This is a genomic window from Micromonospora sp. NPDC050695 (assembly GCF_040654415.1).
GTDB lineage: Bacteria > Actinomycetota > Actinomycetes > Mycobacteriales > Micromonosporaceae > Micromonospora.
This window is the reverse complement of the sequence record NZ_JBFAHZ010000002.1, coordinates 126762-141987: the sequence shown is the minus strand read 5'-3', so window position 1 is coordinate 141987 and position 15226 is coordinate 126762. Positions and strand designations below refer to the sequence as shown.

The following is a 15226-nucleotide window of genomic DNA, read 5'->3' as shown; positions in this document are numbered from 1 at the left end:
TCGGCACCGTCCCACCGAGAAGGAGACACGCGTGCGCACCCTGCACCGCCGCGCCGGCAGAATCCGCCGGCCCGCCCTGAGGGCCGGCCTCACCGCCCTCGTGCTGGTCCTGTCCACCCTGGTCGCCACACCCGCCCGGGCCGCCGACGCGGTCTACGACCCGATCCCCGAGATGCCGGTCCAGTCCCGCCTCGGGCTGGTCCTCAGTGAGTACGCCAGCTTCCCGCAGTCGTACCCCACTCCGGCGCCGACCGATCAGCGGCTCATGCGTACCGCCCGGATCAACACGGTCATGGAGCTGCCCGACGGCTCCGGCCGGCGGGCGGTGCCCGACCTGAACGGCAACCTGTACCTGGTCGAGAACGGCGTGCCGCACGTCTACCTGGACGTGGCGGCGACGTTCGCGCCGCGGTTCTTCTCCGGCCGTGGTCTCGGCCAGGGCTTCGGGTACGTCGCGTTCCATCCGGAGTTCGGCGTCAACGGCCGGTTCTACACCATCCACACCGAGTTGGCGTCGGCGACGACCACCGTGCCGGACTACGCCCAGCCCGGCACCGTCTACCACGGCGTCATCACCGAGTGGACGGCCACCGACCCGGGCGCCGCCACCTTCGCCGGCACCCGCCGGGAGGTGCTGCGCATCGGCTTCGGCGGCCAGGTGCACGGCATCCAGGAGATCAACTTCAACCCGACGGCGAAGCGCCACGACCGCGACTACGGCCTGCTCTACCTCGCCGTCGGCGACGGTGGCCTGGGCGCGCGCAACACCGACCCGCAGAACCTCGGCCTGCCGCACGGCAAGCTGCTGCGGATCGACCCGCGGGGCAGCAACTCCACCAACGGCCGGTACGGCATCCCGGCCACCAACCCGTTCGTCGGCCGGACCGGGGCACTCGGCGAGATCTACGCCGTGGGCTTCCGCGACCCGCACCGGTTCAGCTGGGACCGGGCGACCGGCCGGATGTACCTCGGGCACATCGGTGAACACGCCGTCGAGGCGATCTACGAGGTCCGTGCCGGCGACAACTTCGGCTGGAGCGAGCGCGAGGGGTCCTTCGTGTTCGACAGGGCGGCCACCAACCCGTGCGACCGGCTGTTCCCGCTGCCCGCCGACGACGAGCGGTACGGCTACACGTACCCCGTCGCCGCGTACGACCACGACCCCGCCGCGGACTGGAACTGCACCGCGGACGTCGGCGTCGCGGTGGCCGGCGGGTTCGTCTACCGGGGACGCGCGCTGCCCGCGCTGCGCGGCAAGTACGTCTTCGGTGACCTGGTCGACGGCCGGGTGCTCTACACCGAGGCGAACGAGATGCGCCGCGGCCGGGGTCTGGCCCCGATCCACCAGCTCGCGCTGTTCGGCGCGGCGGGTGGCCCGGTGCGGATGCGCGACCTCTCCGGCCCTGGCGCTCCGGGCGATCCCAACCGGGTCGACCTGCGCTTCGGCACCGACGCCGCCGGCGAGCTGTACCTTGTCGCCAAGGCCAACGGGAAGATCTGGAAGGTCACCGGCACGCGGGTGGTCGCCGACGGCGACGTCGGGAACACCACTCTGCGCCGTACCGCCGGGGCCTCGAACTGGGCGCCGGTCACGCCGGCCAAGTGGCAGTTCACCCGCGACGAGGTCATCCTCGCGGAGGCCGGGGAGAGCCGGCCGGGTCCGCGCCGGCCATTCGAGTACGCGGTGCTGACCGCCGGCCCGGCCTGGTCGTCGGTGCGGGTCGACGCCCGGGTACGCCTCGACACTCCGGTGGAGGTGACCAACCGGGACGTGATCATCGTCTTCGGGTGGCGCTCGGACACCGAGTTCTACTACGCCCACCTCTCCACCGACAACACGATCTACCCGCACAACGGCATCTTCAAGGTCAACAACGCCGACCGGGAACGCATCGACCACCAGTGGAACGGCCGGTCCCGTGGCGCCAACCCGGCGATCACCGATGCCGACTGGCACCGAGTCCGGGTGGTGCACCTGCCGGCCACCGGGGAGATCGCGGTCTACGTCGACGGGCACCGCGACCCGCTGATGACGGCGAAGGACACCACCTTCGGCTCCGGGCGGGTGGGCTTCGGCTCGTTCGACAACGTGGGTCGACTGCGGCACCTGACCGTCACCGGCACCCCGGCCTGAGCGCCGTGACGGTGCGACGGCGGCCCCCGCGTCGCCGTCGCACCGTCGTGCGCCCTCAGCGCGCTGCGCCGACTCGGCCCGCGCGGGGCCGTCCGGTTCGTAGAATCCCTGCCATGCCGGAGATCGTCGAGTTGCTGGCCTCGCCCGTGCACCGCTTCCTGGGCCGGCCCGCGGACGGTCCGGCCCAGGCCCCGCCCGGTGAGCTGGTCGACAGGGTCCAGATCCGGGCCGGCCTCGGCGTCGTCGGCGACCGGTACTTCGGCCAGCAGGCGCACCGCGACGCCAGCGTGACGGTCATCGCCCAGGAGTCCCTGCCGCCCGGCATCGGGCTGGCGGAGGTCCGCCGCAACATCCTCACCAACGGGATCGCGGTGGACGAGCTGATCGGCAGGGTGCTCGTCCTCGACTCCGGAGACGGTCCGGTCAGCCTGCGGGTCAACCGCGCGGCGCGACCGTGCGCCTGGATGGACGTCACGGTCGGGCCGGGGGCATGGAAGGCTCTGCGCACCACGGGTGGCATCCGCTGCACACCCCTCAACGACGGCACGCTGCGCGTCGGCCCGGTCGACATCACCGTCGAGCGGGTGCCCGCGTGAGGCCCGCACCGGGCGGGCCAGGACCATCCGGAGGTGGTGGATGACTCCCGATCTGCGTCAGCTCATCGGCGAGCTGCGGGCCGACCTGGTCGCGGACGAGCCGGCGAGCCTGGAGTACGCCGACATCGGCGAGGGTGCCGGCATCGACGTCGTGCCGGCGGGCCTCCCCGCCGACCTGCGGGATCTGCTGCTGGTGGCCGACGGGCTGCGCGCCGGCCGGGTCGAGCTGGCGTCCACGTCGACCCTTGCCGGTCTCCAGCATCACCTCGACCACGCGCCGGACTTCTCGTCCATCCCCGAGGACCGGGCGGGCTGGCTCGTGATCGGCACCCACAGCGACGAGCCGATCTTCATGGACCGCGGCACCGGCGCGGTCTGGTTCTTCCCGCCGACCGGCACCGAGTGGTTCATGTCCGACGCGTTCGAGGAACTGGCCCCCGACCTGGGCTCCTTCGTCGACTACTACGTCCTCGGCCCGGGCTACGCCGAGCTGACCCCGGCCGCCGACCGGTGGTTCGCCTTCCTCGACGAGCAGGGCCTGCTCGACGAGGACGACGGCGGGCCGTGACCGGAGTCGGGCCGGTCAGACCGGGCTGATGTGCGCGGCGAGGACCCGCCAGCCGTGCGGGTCGTCGTGGACCCAGGTCCGGGTGTAGCGCAGGCGCGCCGCGAACGCTGCCCCCTCGAACACACCGGCCACCCGGCCCAGGAAGAACGTCACCCCGGTCGAGCCGACGACGAGCAGGTCCAGCTCCTCCTCGACCAGCTCCTCGATCACCGAGCTGCGGTCCCGGTATGCGGCGAGGTCGTCCTCCTTGCGGTACGCGCGACCGTCCGGGCCGATGGCGAGCAACTGGTCGACAAGCAACTGGTCGAGGGCGTCGACGTCGCCGGCCCGCTGGGCGGCCTGCAGGGTCCGCTCGGCATCGAGCAGTTCGGCCTCGCGTGCGCTGTCCGGCATGGTGCCGTCCTCCCGGTCGGGTCCAGCCGGCGCCACCATCCGACCGGCTGTCCGCATTGTGGCAGCCGGCGTGGCCCGGACGGGGGCGGATCGGCCTCCGGGCGGCTCGGGTCGACGCGTCGGGGCGTGGGCGGGCGCCCGGCCGGTGACTAGGCTGCTGTCGTGACAGACCGACTCGCGCGGGACGCCGACGCGGCCCGCCCCGTCGAGGCCGTCGTCCGGGAGATCCTCGCGGTCGTACCGGCCGGCTGCACCTGGCTGCTCCCGGTGCACCACGACGGGGTGGTCGCCGACTTCCGGGTCGCGGCCACCAGCGGACAGGGCAACGACATCTACGGCCGCGGAGTCGACCGGGTAGGCGGGTTGCTCAGCGACCTGTACCCGAGCATGGTCGACGGCCCCCTCTGGCAGCTGTACCACGAGGTGCTCGCCACCGGGTCGCCCGGCCGGCTGGCCGACTTCCGGTACGCGGAGAAGCGCGCGGGAGTCGTGGCCGACTCGCAGTTCGACGTGTACGTCGACCGGGTGCTCGGTGGCCTGCTCGTCTCCTGGCGACGGCTCGACGAGGACCGGCGTCGGTTGGAGCGCACCGAGCTGCTGGGCAGCCTGGGCTGGGCCGAGTACGACCTGGCCAGCGGGGTCAGCGAGTGGTCGCCCGGGATGTACCGGATCTTCGAACGGGATCCGGCGCTCGGTCCGCTGTCCCGGGCCGAGCAGTCGGCCGCCATGCTCCCCGACGACCAGATGCTGGGCGAGGCGGCCTGGCAGACGATGGACAGCGGGGGGTCCTCGGACGTCACGGTCCGGTTCCAGGCGGCGGGATCGGTGAAGTATCTGCGGATCCTCTCCGGTGCCTCCCGGGACGCGGCCGGCGCACCCCTGAAGATCCACGCCGTGGTGCAGGACGTGACGGCCCGGGTAGATTCGCGGACCGCCATCGAACAACTCAGCGACCAGCTCCGGACGCGGGAGATCACGGCGCTGGCCGAGCATCGGCTGGCCGGGCAGCTGCAGAACCTGATCCAGCCGGTGCCCCGCGACCCGTTGCGCCTCGCCGGCCTGGAGGCGATGGTCACCTACCTGCCGGCGGAGAGCGCCGCCCAGGTGGGCGGGGACTGGTACCACGCCCAGACCCTGCCGGACGGCACGGTCGTGCTCGCCGTCGGCGACGTCGCCGGTCACGGGCTGGACGCCGCCAGCGGGATGGCGCACCTGCGGTTCGCGCTGGTGGCCTGGCTGGCGATCGACATCCGGGACCCGTCGGTGCTGCTCGGCCACCTCAACCGACTCTGCGTCCAGCTCGCGATCACCGCGACCGCCGTGGTCGCCGTCTACGATCCGACGACCCGGGTGCTCTGCTGGGCGCGCGCCGGGCACCTGGCGCCGCTGCTGTCGCGGGCCGGCGAGACCGGCCCGCTCGACCTTCCGCCCGGTCTGCTGCTGGGTGCCGGCACCGACTCGGCGTACCCGGTGCGTACGCCACGCCTGCGCCCCGACGACCTGGTGCTGTTCTACACCGACGGGCTGGTGGAACGCCGGGTGCCCACCGAGGCGCTGCTGGACCGGGTGGCCGCGACGTTGTCCGCGTTCACCGCCGCGCCGGGGGAGCAGACCCTCGATCGGCTGCGTGAGCTGCTGCACCACCCCAACCCGGACGACGACACCTGCACCCTGGCCGTGCGTGTGCTGCCCTGAGCCGCCCCCGGGCGGGTCACAGACCCAGCCGGATCCGCACGACGGTCCCCTCCGGCGTGCCGAACACCGCGACCTCGTCGCAGACCTGCTCGACGATGGCGAGCCCCCGACCCCGTACCGCCTCGGCGGCCGGCATGGCCCGACCGAACGACCGCGTCGGCCCCTGGTCGACGATGTCGCAGAACAGGTGACCCGCCTCGGCCCACAGCCGGACCTGGCCGCCGCCGGTGGTGTGCTGCAACGTGTTCGTGGCCAGCTCACTCACGGCAAGCGCCAGCAGGTCGACTCGCTCGGGCGGCAGGCCCCGGGCCAGGGCACCGGCGCAGACGAACGCGCGCAACGCACGCAGGTCGGTCGCCACCCGGTACGCCATGGTGTCCGTCACCGGGGTGGACGTGGGCTGCTCGGTCACGGTCTCCCGTCGGTCGGCCGCCATCAGCCCGCCAGCCGCGAATCGTCGGCGGGTGGGCTCAGCAGGTCGCCCACGCCGGTGATGTCCAGCAGGGTGGCGACCGCCCCGGCGGCGTTGACCGCGTAGAGCCGCCGGCCGTCCGCGCGCGCCGCCCGATGGGCCGTCACCAGGGTGTGCAGGCCGGTGGAGTCGAGGAACCGTAACCCGCCCACGTCGACCACCACGACCGGTGCGCCGCGTACCGCCGAGGCCAGTACCGTGGTCAGCTCGTCCCGGGCGGCCAGGTCACACTCGCCGATCAGGGTGACCACGATCCGCCCGGGTGCCGTGGACGTCCGGGCCTCGAAGTGGGGCATCGGGCAGCAGCACCCTTCCTCGTCGAGTCGGCTGTTGTCGGCACATCATGTCACCCGCCGCCGGGTGGACCGTGTCGTCCGTTCGGCGGTGATCAACAGCGACCCGTCCGATCCGCTCGGCGCGCGCTCCCGGTCAGGACCTGGCGTCGAAGACGATGGACTCGCTCAGCTCGCGCCACCGCGCGTCGGAGGCGGCGAGGGCGTCGGCCGCCGCGGTCGCGCCCGCCACGGCGTCGGCGCCGAGCAGCAGCCGCGCCGGCGGGTCGTCGACCCGGGTGATCTGGATGATCGCCTGAGCGGCGCGGGCGGGATCGCCCGGCTGGGTGCCGTTGGCCTGACGCAGGCGCTCGACGGCCGGCTCGATGACCGGCCGGTACGGCTCGCTGATCGGCAACGCGCTCATCGACGATCCGGCCCACTCGGTCCGCAGGGCACCCGGCTCGACCGCGGTGACCCGGATCCCGAACGACCCGACCTCCCTGGCGAGCACGCCGGAGAAGCCGCTCACCGCCCACTTGGCGGCCTGGTACGCGCCCAACCCGATGCTCGCCACCCGGCTGCCGACACTGGAGACCTGGACGATGTGCCCACGCCGCTGCTCGCGCATCGGCGGCAGGGCGGCCCGGGACAGGTTGACCACCCCGAAGAAGTTGGCCTCGATCTGCGCCCGGAACGCGTCCTCCGAGATGTCCTCGATCGCGGCGACGTCGGCGTACCCGGCGTTGTTCACCAGGATGTCCAGTCTGCCGAAGGCGTCCACCGCGTCGCTGACCACGGTCCGGGCCGCGGCGGGGTCGGTGACGTCGAGAGACACCGTCCGGACCTGGTCGCCGTACCGGTCGGCGAGGTCGGCGAGCTGCGTCGGGTTGCGGGCGGTGGCGACGAGCCGGTCGCCGTCGGCCAGCACGGCCTCGGCGAGCGCCCGACCGAGGCCGGTGGAACAACCGGTGATGAGCCAGACTCGCGACACGCCGGCTCCTCCTGTCGGGCGGACCCGCCGCGTGCTACGGGCGGATGTCCAGGGCGCCGATCAGGCCGTCGCGCACAGTGAACCGGTACCGCAGCTCGACCGGACTGCCGGGAAAAGTGCCGCTCACCCGGGCGAGCACCTGATACGAGTCGCCCGCCTGCGGCGTGACCCGCAGCGGTTCGGCCGTGTACGAGTAGCTGTCCATCGTCTTCTGCCGCCAGGCACGGATCGACGCCCGCCCGTCGTAGAGCCGGTCCTCGTCGGCCACACTCGCCGTGTCGGCGAAGCAGGCGACGAAGGCGTCCAGGTCGCCGTCGTCGACGGCCCGGAAGTACCGGTCGATCACGTCGGGCAGGTCGACCGCCATCTGCTCCTCCTGCGCCGCGGGCCGCCCTCGGGCAGCCGCCGTTTCCCGGTCCACCCCACCGTACGAGACGGGGTCGGGGTGGCGCGGAGCAACGAACAGAACGTGCCGGGTTTGTCGCCGCCGGGCTCGGGTAGCCACGCGCCTTACGGACCGAGAGGCGGGGGTATGGCCGAGCTGACGTTCGTCGACAAGGTTGCCGCACGGGCGAATGTGTCGCCGGAGCAGGCGCGTCCGCTGACCGAGGCGGTCCTGCGTACCCTCACCGAGCGACTGAGCGGCGGGGAGGCCGCGGCGCTCGCACCCCACCTGGCCAACGAGCTGAGCCCGCTGCTGGTCAAGGCCGCCGAGCCGCCGGAGGCGTTCGGCTTCGACGAGTTCCTGCGCAGGGTGGCCGACCGCGCCGGCGTCGACCGGCCCGCCGCCGAGCGGGGCACCCGGGCCGTCCTCCAGACGATGCACCGGGTGGTCGGGCACCGGGAGTTCGAGGACGCGCTGTCCCAACTCCCGGCGGACCTGCGGGCGTTGGCGCAGCCGCTGCCGCACGGTCCCTGACCGTCCGGGGCGGGGCCTGACCGTCTGCCGGTCAGACCCCGCCATCGGTGCTAGCGTCGGCCACGGCGTGCCGGCTTGCGGCTCGAGCCGCCACGTTGGCGGGAGGTGCCGCCGGACTGGCGGGTGGCGCCCCGGGGTCGACGCGCGGCGCCGGTCGGCCGACCCGGGGCGGGCCTGCGCCGGGCCGCCACCACGATGATCGCGCCCACGACCACCACCAGGCCGGCGGGTAGCAGCCACGGCGGCAGCCCACCCTCGGACGGCGACGGCGCGGTCGGCTCCGCCACCGGCGCACCGGTCGTGGCCGGCGCGGCGGACGCCGAGTGCTCGCCCTCGGCCAGCGCGAGCAGCGCCGGCTCCGGGCCGTTCGTGGGTGCCGTCCAACCGGCCGGCGCCGCCGTGCCCGGGCCCTGGTAGTCGAACGTGACGGCACCCCGCACCTCCTCACCGTCGGAGGCGACGGAGAGGTAGGTCGCGGTGTACTTGCCCTTCGCCGGCCAGTGCGCCACGGTCACCACGGCCGGGAAGCCGGTGTGGTACAGCCGGGGCTCGAACACCCCGTTGACCATGAAGTACTCCGTGATGGCCTTGTCCAGGCGCTTCGGCTCACCGAACGACCAGCCATTGTCCACCCGCGACCCGTTCGGCCCGGTGATGGTGAAGTGGGCGTTGGCGGCCGGCTTCTCGGTGAAGTACAACGCGACCTGTGCCAGCGGCTCGCGCACCACGGTGCCGGTCAGCGGGGTGGAGGTCGCCAACTGGCCGTGTGCGAACGCCGGGGCCGCGGGCAGCAGCAGCGACGCCACCGCCGTCGCGGCCACCGCCACCGCGGCTCGGGTCAGGACGTTACGGACAGTGACCAGCCTCGATCGCATTCGTTCATCATGGTCATTTCCCCGCCGGCGAACAAGACGTAGAGTTCGCATCCCCGACGATCTGTCCGACCCCCGACCCCCGTCCCCCTCGCGTCGTTCGGAGTCCGCCCGTGCTCGTCCGTACCCCCGCCGCCCGCACGTCCGCCGTCCTCACCGCTGCCCTGCTCACCGCCGTGCTCGCCACCGGGTGCGGGCAGGACGACGACCCGTCCGTGGCCACCCCCTCGGCGGCACCGACGTCCGCGGCCCCGCCGAGCGCCGCCACCACCGCGGCGGTGAGCCCGACGCCGGCCGCCACCACCAGCACCCCGGCCGTGGACCGGGAGATCACCGTGAAGATCGCGAAGCGGCGGATCGACCCGCCGACCGGGCGGGTCACCGTCGGTAAGGGCGAGCTGGTCCGGATCACGGTCACGTCGGACGTCTCCGACGAGCTGCACGTGCACGGGTACGACCTGGGCGCCCGGCTGCCGGCCGGCGCACCCGGCTCGGTGGAGTTCCGCGCCGACAAGACCGGGCTGTTCGAGGTGGAGACCCACGAGACCGAGCTGGTGCTGTTCCAGCTCGTCGTCCGCTGAGCGGAATGACCGCCACTCCCACGCTGCTGGCGCACGGCGTCGGCGGGCGGCAGGACCTGCCGATCACCCTGCCGCAGCTCGTCGTCGCCGCCGCGTTGACCCTCGTCGTCACGTTCCTCGCGCTGGGTCTGCTCTGGCGAGAGCCGCGACTCGACCGGGACGCGACCGGCGGCCGTCCGGTGCCGCGCTGGCTGGCCGGCCTCGTCGACGCGCCCGCCGTCCGGTGGGCGCTGCGCGGACTCGGCCTGCTCGCCGCCGCCTGGTTCGGCCTGGGCCTGGCCGGCCCGGACACCGCCGACAACCCGACGGCGGGCGCTCTCTACGTGCTGCTCTGGGTCGGGCTGGTGCCCGCGTCGCTGCTGCTCGGCCCGGTCTGGCGGGCCGTCAACCCGCTGCGAACCCTGCACCTGCTGGCCGCACTCGCGGCACGGCGCGACCCGGAGCGCGGCGTCCGCGACCTGCCGGTCGGCGTCGGGATCTGGCCGGCCGCCGGCACCCTGTTCGGCTTCGTCTGGCTGGAACTGGTCGCACCCGACCGGGCCACCCTGCCGGTGATCACCGCCTGGCTCGCCGGGTACGCCGTGGTCCTGTTGGTCGGGGCCGCGCTGTTCGGTTCCGGCTGGTTCGACCGGGCCGACCCGTTCGAGGCGTACAGCACGCTGATCGGTCAGGTCGCCCCGATCGGCCGGGCCGCCGACGGTGTGCTGGTGTGGCGCAACCCCCTCGACGGCATGGCCGGCCTGCGACCGCGCCCCGGGCTGGTCGCCGTGGTGGTCGTGCTGCTGGGCTCCACCATGTACGACAGCCTTTCCAACGCGCCCGGCTGGCTGCGCTTCACCCAGGAGAACGGCCTGCCCCCGGCGGTCACCGGCAGCGCCGGGCTGACGCTGGTCGTCGCCGCCGTCGCCATCGCGTACCTCGCCGCCACCGGCGCCGCGGCCCGTATCGGCGGCGCCGGACCGGTTCAGGCCCGTGACGTGCCGGGCGAGATCGCCCACTCCATCGTGCCGATCGCCGTGGGGTACGTGGTGGCGCACTACTACTCGTTGCTGATCCTGGAGGGCCAGCGCACCGTCGCGCTGCTGTCCGACCCGTTCGGCACCGGTGCCAACTGGCTCGGCACCGCCGGCTGGCAGCCGCACACCGGCCTGGTCACACCCTCCGGGGTGGCCACCCTCCAGATCACCGTCATCATCCTCGGGCACCTGATCGGCACCCTGCTCGCCCACGACCGCGCCCTGTACCTGTTCCCCCGGGCCCGGGCGGTCGCCGGCCAGCTGCCCCTGCTGGCGCTGATGGTCGCGTACACCGTCGCCGGCCTGCTGCTGCTGTACGCGGGATAGACCCGGCTGCGGGCCGCCGCCGTCCGCACGCCACGATGAGGGCGTGGACTCGGATCTTCAGCGCTACCTCGCCGACCTGGTCGCCGCCGCCCGGGACGTGCTCGGCGACGACCTGGTCGGCGCGTACGCGGCCGGCTCGGTGGGGCTCGGCGCGTACCAGCCCGGCCGCAGCGACGTGGACGTGGCGTTGGTCTGCGCCGGGCCGTTGACCGGGGTGGCCAGGCGGGAGCTGGTGGCGCGGCTTCGGCACGAGGCGTTGCCCTGCCCGGCGCGTGGGCTGGAGCTGGTCGCCTACCGACGCGCGGTGGCCGCCTCCGGCACCCCGGAGCCCGGCTTCGAGGTCGAGCTGAACACGGGTGCCACGATGCCGTTCCGGTGCACCCTCGACCCGGCCGAGCGGCCGGCCGCCGACGGCCGATTCTGGTACGGGCTGGACCGCAGCATCCTGCACCAGAGCGGTCTGCCGCTGCTCGGGCCACCGGCGGGGGAGGTCTTCGCCGACCTGGCCCCGGCCGACCTGCGTCGCCTGCTGATCGAGGCGCTGTCCTGGTGGCTGGCGCTACCGACCCCGCCCGACGACCGGCCCGCTCCCGGTGCGGAGGACGCCGTCCTCGGCGCCTGCCGCTCGCTGGTGCGCCACCGCGACGGCGTCTGGTTGGCGAAGGTGGCGGCCGGGCAGCGGTTGCTCGACGCAGGCGTCGCGCCCGGGGTGATCCGCCGGGCGGTCGCCGCGCGGCACGGCGGTCCGCCGCCGACCGGCGGCCAGGCCCGCGCCTTCCAGCAGCGGGTACGCGACGAGATCGCCGGTTGAGGCCGGCCGGCGTCAGCGCACCGGGCGGGCCTGGAGCGAGGCAAAGAGGAGATTGAGGCCCTCGGCCATGGTCGGATGGGTGATGACGGCGTCCCGCAGGGCGGTCCACGGCATCCCGGCGAGCATGGCCACCTGCACCGAGGTGACCACCTCCCCGGCCTCGGCGCCGAGCAGCGCCACGCCGAGGATCCGGTCGGTGCCGGCGTCGATCACCGCCTTCCACATGCCCTCGGTCTGGCGCAGGGTGCGCGCCCGCGGGATCGCGGCGACGGGCAGACGCGCCACCTGGACGTCATACCCGGCGCGGCGCGCCTCGGTCTCGCTGAGCCCGACCCGCGCCAGCTCCGGGGTGGTGAAGACGGTGTACGGAATCAGCCGGCCGGCGGTGCTGCGACGCTCGCCCGCGAGGTTCGCCCGGATGATCCGGTAGTCGTCCAGCGAGGCGTGCGTGAACTGCGGGCTGCCCGCGACGTCCCCGGCCGCCCAGGTCCGCTCGGCGGTGGTCCGCAGGTGCTCGTCGACCACCACGAAGCCCCGCTCGCTGAGCTGGACGCCAGCGGTCTCCAGGCCGAGCCCGTCGGTGACCGGTGCCCGACCGGCCGCCACCAGCACGTCGTCCCCGGTCACCACGCTGCCGTCGTCCAGGGTCACCCGGGCGGTGCCGTCGGCGTCACGATCCACCCGGGCGACCGTCATGGCGACCCGTACGTCGATGCCGTCGTCGAGGAAGACCCGCAGCACGGCGTCGCTCACGTCGGGGTCCTCGCGGGAGAGCAGCTGAGGGGCGCCCTCGATCACCGTCACCGTGCTGCCGAACGACGCGAACATCTGCGCGAACTCCACCCCGACGGTCCCGCCGCCGAGCACCACCAGCCGGGCCGGCAACCGGTCCAGGCGCAGCAGGCTGTCGCTGGTCAGCACCCCGGCGTCGGCCAACCCGGGCACCGACGGCAGATGCGGACGCGTACCCGTGTTGATCACCACGTCGGCGCCGCGCAGCAGCCGCTCGCCACCGTCGGCCAGCGTCACGCGTACCGTCCGGGGGCCGACGAACCGGGCCTGACCGAGCACCAGGTGCAGACCGGAGTCGAGGAACTGCTGCCGGTTGGCCGCGACCATGCCCTCGACCACGTCCTGCTTGTGCGCGCGCAGCAGGTCCACATCGACCCGCCCGCCCTCGACCACCAGGCCGAGCGCTGCCGCGTGGCGCAGGTGCCGGGCAGCGCGAGCGCTGGTGACCAGCGCCTTGGTCGGGATGCACGCGACGTTGATGCAGCTACCGCCGATCATGGCCCGTTCGACCATCGCCACCCGTGCGCCGGACCGGGCGACGTCCATGCTCAGCGTCTTGCCGGCCTTGCCGCCGCCCACCACGAGCAGGTCGAAGTCCTCCGGTCGGTCGGTCACCGGGCGCTCCTCTCGGTCGCCGAATCAGACCGGCGGGTCGCCGCCGGTGCGCGACGACCCGCCCAGCCTGTCAGCTCCGAGGAGACCGTCGCCCCGGTTCCGGGCAGAATCCGCCCGCGTTCCCGCTGCGGCTCCTGAGCGTGACCAGGTGCGGAGAAGGAGGTCCCAGGCCCGTTCCTGACCTCCTTTTCCGCACCAGATCACCGAGCATGGCTGCGGGCCGTGCCCGCCGGCGTTCGCCGGCCGAGGTCAGTGTCGGGCCGTGCCGTTCTCGCTCACCGGCTGCCCGAAGGCCAGGAACGGCACCGGCGTGGGCGTGTCGGTGCCGATGCGCCGTGGGTAGGTCGGCCGGACGTCGTCGGCCGCCGGCCCGCCCGACCCGCCGGGCCGCTCGGTGTCGGCCCGGTCGTCGACCGGCTGCTCGACGTGTACGGGCTCGCCGGGTGCGTGCTCGCCGGGTGCGTCGTCGACCTGTGCGTCGTCGACCTGTGCGCGGTCGACGTGTGCGTCGTCCACGTGTGCGTGGTCGACCACCGGCCGGTCGGCGCGAGCGTGGTCGTCGGCCGGCTGTTCGGCATGCGGGTGGTCGTCGGCCGGCTGGTCGACACGAGCCTGGTCCTGCGCGGGCTGGTCAACGGCGGGGCGGTCGATGGCGATCCGGTCGAGGGCGGGCCGGTCGAGAGTGGGCCGGTCGAGGGCGGGCCGGTCGATGGCGATCCGGTCGAGGGCGGGCCGGTCCAGGGTGGGCCGGTCCAGGCGGTCCAGTGTGGGTCGGTCGGAGCGGGTACCCACCATCGGGTACTCCGCGGTCTCCGTACCGCCGGCTGCCGCGGCCATGACCGCGGCGGCGGCGAGGTCGGCGACCCGCTTGGCCTCCCGCTGCACCCGGGCACGTACCTCCTTGGCGTGCCGCTCGGCGGAGTCCCCGGCGCGCCGGGCCTCGTCCAGCCGGGCGCTCTCGGCGGTGAGGTCCCGGCGGACCTCGCTGAGCCGCTGCTGCATCCGGGACAGCTCGTTCTCCAGCGCCTCGCCCTCCGCACGGATCTCGGCGAGCTGCTGGCCGGCGGTGTCCACCTCGGCGTTGAGCTGCGCGGCCTCCTGCCGGCGCTCCGCGATCTCCTGCTGCAACGCGGTGAGCTGCTCCTGGTGGCTGGCGGCCTGCTCGTCGGCCCGGTTGCGCAGCTCGGTCACGTGCTGCTGCGCCTCCGCCAGCAGCGCGGCGATCTGCTGCTCGGTGCCGCTGCGCTGCTCGGCCAACTCCTGCTCGGCGGCGGCCTGCTGCTCGGCGATCTCCTGCTCGACGGCGGCCCGCCGTTCGTTGACCTCCCGCTCCACGCCGGCCTGCCACTGCGCCATCTCCTGCTGGTTCTTGGCGCGGGCCGCCTGCAACTCCTGCTGGATCTGGGTACGGGCCGACTTCATCAACGCGTCGGCGGCCACCCTGGTCTGGTTGAGCTGCTGCGCGCTCTGCTCGGTGATCCGCTTCGCCTCGTGCTGGGCGCGCTCGTGTGCCGCCTCACCGTCGGCGCGCAGCTGCTCCGCGTGTTCGCGGATCGCGGTCAGTTCGGCCTCGGCCAGGTTGCGCCGCTCCTCGTGGGCCTGCTCCTGCTCGGTGCGCCGGGTCGCCAGCTCCTCGGCGAGGTCCTGGCGTGCCTGGGCGGCCCGTTCACGGGTGTCGTGGAGGATGCGCTCCGCCTCGGTACGCAGCTCGTTGGCCCGGTCGGTGGCCGACTCGGTGATCATCGCGGCCTGCTTCTCGGCGAGAGCCATGATCTCGCCGACCATGGGTCCCAGATCCTGGAACGAGGCCCGGTCCACCTGCACCGGTTGTTCCTGCAGACCGGCCAGCTCGGCCCGAAGGCGCTGCACCTCGGCGGTCAGTTCACGGACCCGGACGGCCGATTGACCGTGCTCCTTGCTGAGCATGGTGAGCTGACCGTCGAGCTGCTCCAGGTGCCGGTCGACCTGGCGTTTGTCGTAGCCGCGCAGGGCGAGCTCGAAGCTCGGCCGCGAGGCCGCGTCGTCGCGTACCGCGAGCGGCTCAGCGCCGATGGACATGCACCATCCTCCGTACGATCGGGCGCCAGGGCCGGCGGTCCGTGAGTGTGGCGCAACGCTACCGCCGAGCCCACCCTCGTGCGAAGCCCCCGCCCCCGCCAACCCCCGCCT

Annotated in this window: 16 protein-coding genes; 8 read left to right on the top strand and 8 right to left on the bottom strand. The window is 73.7% G+C overall.

Annotated elements, in window-relative coordinates:
• Positions 1-31 precede the first annotated feature (31 nt).
• The 3 genes from AB0H52_RS02250 to AB0H52_RS02240 all read left to right on the top strand — a co-directional run bounded on the left by AB0H52_RS02250 (position 32) and on the right by AB0H52_RS02240 (position 3298).
• Positions 32-2134 (top strand): PQQ-dependent sugar dehydrogenase, encoded by a 2103-nt coding sequence (locus AB0H52_RS02250; protein ID WP_151491959.1) that lies wholly within the window; start codon positions 32-34, stop codon positions 2132-2134.
• A 113-nt stretch (positions 2135-2247) separates the two neighbouring features.
• Positions 2248-2730: a molybdenum cofactor biosysynthesis protein gene (locus tag AB0H52_RS02245; RefSeq protein ID WP_151491958.1), complete on the top strand. Its 483-nt coding sequence runs from the start codon at positions 2248-2250 to the stop codon at positions 2728-2730.
• Positions 2731-2770: 40 nt separating this feature from the next.
• The gene (locus AB0H52_RS02240) at positions 2771-3298 is read left to right on the top strand and encodes an SUKH-4 family immunity protein (protein ID WP_151491957.1); all 528 of its coding nucleotides are present in this window, start codon (positions 2771-2773) and stop codon (positions 3296-3298) included.
• Positions 3299-3313: 15 nt separating this feature from the next.
• On the opposite strand, the gene AB0H52_RS02235 is transcribed toward AB0H52_RS02240, so the two are convergent.
• Positions 3314-3691 carry a nuclear transport factor 2 family protein gene (locus AB0H52_RS02235; RefSeq protein ID WP_151491956.1) on the bottom strand — a complete coding sequence of 126 codons (378 nt, stop codon included), beginning with the start codon at positions 3689-3691 and terminating at the stop codon, positions 3314-3316.
• 162 nt (positions 3692-3853) lie between these two features.
• Between AB0H52_RS02235 and AB0H52_RS02230 the strand changes: the two genes are divergently transcribed.
• A complete protein-coding gene (locus tag AB0H52_RS02230) occupies positions 3854-5386 on the top strand; it encodes a PP2C family protein-serine/threonine phosphatase (protein ID WP_151491955.1) in 1533 nt (510 codons plus the stop codon).
• Positions 5387-5402: 16 nt separating this feature from the next.
• On the opposite strand, the gene AB0H52_RS02225 is transcribed toward AB0H52_RS02230, so the two are convergent.
• The 4 genes from AB0H52_RS02225 to AB0H52_RS02210 form a co-directional block, all read right to left on the bottom strand.
• Positions 5403-5822, bottom strand: coding sequence for an ATP-binding protein (locus AB0H52_RS02225; RefSeq protein ID WP_151491954.1), 420 nt, complete (start codon positions 5820-5822; stop codon positions 5403-5405).
• Positions 5822-6154, bottom strand: coding sequence for an STAS domain-containing protein (locus AB0H52_RS02220; RefSeq protein WP_151491953.1), 333 nt, complete (start codon positions 6152-6154; stop codon positions 5822-5824). Before AB0H52_RS02220 ends, AB0H52_RS02225 begins: the two co-directional genes overlap by 1 nt.
• A gap of 133 nt (positions 6155-6287) precedes the next feature.
• Entirely contained in the window at positions 6288-7124 is an 837-nt protein-coding gene (locus AB0H52_RS02215) for an oxidoreductase (RefSeq protein WP_151491952.1), read from the bottom strand.
• A 34-nt stretch (positions 7125-7158) separates the two neighbouring features.
• Complete coding sequence (locus AB0H52_RS02210; RefSeq protein WP_151491951.1) at positions 7159-7491, bottom strand: nuclear transport factor 2 family protein; 333 nt, start codon at positions 7489-7491, stop codon at positions 7159-7161.
• Positions 7492-7656: 165 nt separating this feature from the next.
• Here AB0H52_RS02210 and AB0H52_RS02205 point away from each other — a divergent pair, with 165 nt between their 5' ends.
• A complete protein-coding gene (locus tag AB0H52_RS02205) occupies positions 7657-8043 on the top strand; it encodes a DUF2267 domain-containing protein (RefSeq protein ID WP_151491950.1) in 387 nt (128 codons plus the stop codon).
• Between the two features lie 50 nt (positions 8044-8093).
• Here AB0H52_RS02205 and AB0H52_RS02200 read toward each other — a convergent pair whose 3' ends face one another.
• Complete coding sequence (locus AB0H52_RS02200; RefSeq protein ID WP_357944664.1) at positions 8094-8918, bottom strand: copper resistance protein CopC; 825 nt, start codon at positions 8916-8918, stop codon at positions 8094-8096.
• 110 nt (positions 8919-9028) lie between these two features.
• Between AB0H52_RS02200 and AB0H52_RS02195 the strand changes: the two genes are divergently transcribed.
• The 3 genes from AB0H52_RS02195 to AB0H52_RS02185 are packed head-to-tail and all read left to right on the top strand — an operon-like array spanning position 9029 to position 11650.
• The gene (locus tag AB0H52_RS02195) at positions 9029-9496 is read left to right on the top strand and encodes a hypothetical protein (RefSeq protein ID WP_151491948.1); all 468 of its coding nucleotides are present in this window, start codon (positions 9029-9031) and stop codon (positions 9494-9496) included.
• 5 nt (positions 9497-9501) lie between these two features.
• The gene (locus AB0H52_RS02190) at positions 9502-10839 is read left to right on the top strand and encodes a hypothetical protein (protein WP_357944660.1); all 1338 of its coding nucleotides are present in this window, start codon (positions 9502-9504) and stop codon (positions 10837-10839) included.
• A 43-nt stretch (positions 10840-10882) separates the two neighbouring features.
• Complete coding sequence (locus AB0H52_RS02185) at positions 10883-11650, top strand: nucleotidyltransferase domain-containing protein (protein WP_151491946.1); 768 nt, start codon at positions 10883-10885, stop codon at positions 11648-11650.
• A gap of 12 nt (positions 11651-11662) precedes the next feature.
• On the opposite strand, the gene AB0H52_RS02180 is transcribed toward AB0H52_RS02185, so the two are convergent.
• Both AB0H52_RS02180 and AB0H52_RS02175 read right to left on the bottom strand, forming a co-directional pair.
• Complete coding sequence (locus AB0H52_RS02180) at positions 11663-13057, bottom strand: FAD-dependent oxidoreductase (RefSeq protein ID WP_151491945.1); 1395 nt, start codon at positions 13055-13057, stop codon at positions 11663-11665.
• Positions 13058-13306: 249 nt separating this feature from the next.
• Entirely contained in the window at positions 13307-15115 is a 1809-nt protein-coding gene (locus tag AB0H52_RS02175; RefSeq protein WP_357944657.1) for a hypothetical protein, read from the bottom strand.
• Between the last annotated feature and the right edge of the window lie 111 nt (positions 15116-15226).

What these genes read in the sequence shown, in the direction of transcription:
- AB0H52_RS02210 (WP_151491951.1), bottom strand. Translation starts at nt 7,491, where the DNA reads ATGGCGGTCGACCTGCCCGACGTGATCGACCGGTACTTCCGGGCCGTC.
- AB0H52_RS02205 (WP_151491950.1), top strand. Translation starts at nt 7,657, where the DNA reads ATGGCCGAGCTGACGTTCGTCGACAAGGTTGCCGCACGGGCGAATGTG.
- AB0H52_RS02200 (WP_357944664.1), bottom strand. Translation starts at nt 8,918, where the DNA reads ATGCGATCGAGGCTGGTCACTGTCCGTAACGTCCTGACCCGAGCCGCG.
- AB0H52_RS02220 (WP_151491953.1), bottom strand. Translation starts at nt 6,154, where the DNA reads ATGCCCCACTTCGAGGCCCGGACGTCCACGGCACCCGGGCGGATCGTG.
- AB0H52_RS02225 (WP_151491954.1), bottom strand. Translation starts at nt 5,822, where the DNA reads ATGGCGGCCGACCGACGGGAGACCGTGACCGAGCAGCCCACGTCCACC.
- AB0H52_RS02175 (WP_357944657.1), bottom strand. Translation starts at nt 15,115, where the DNA reads ATGTCCATCGGCGCTGAGCCGCTCGCGGTACGCGACGACGCGGCCTCG.
- AB0H52_RS02245 (WP_151491958.1), top strand. Translation starts at nt 2,248, where the DNA reads ATGCCGGAGATCGTCGAGTTGCTGGCCTCGCCCGTGCACCGCTTCCTG.
- AB0H52_RS02235 (WP_151491956.1), bottom strand. Translation starts at nt 3,691, where the DNA reads ATGCCGGACAGCGCACGCGAGGCCGAACTGCTCGATGCCGAGCGGACC.
- AB0H52_RS02240 (WP_151491957.1), top strand. Translation starts at nt 2,771, where the DNA reads ATGACTCCCGATCTGCGTCAGCTCATCGGCGAGCTGCGGGCCGACCTG.
- AB0H52_RS02190 (WP_357944660.1), top strand. Translation starts at nt 9,502, where the DNA reads ATGACCGCCACTCCCACGCTGCTGGCGCACGGCGTCGGCGGGCGGCAG.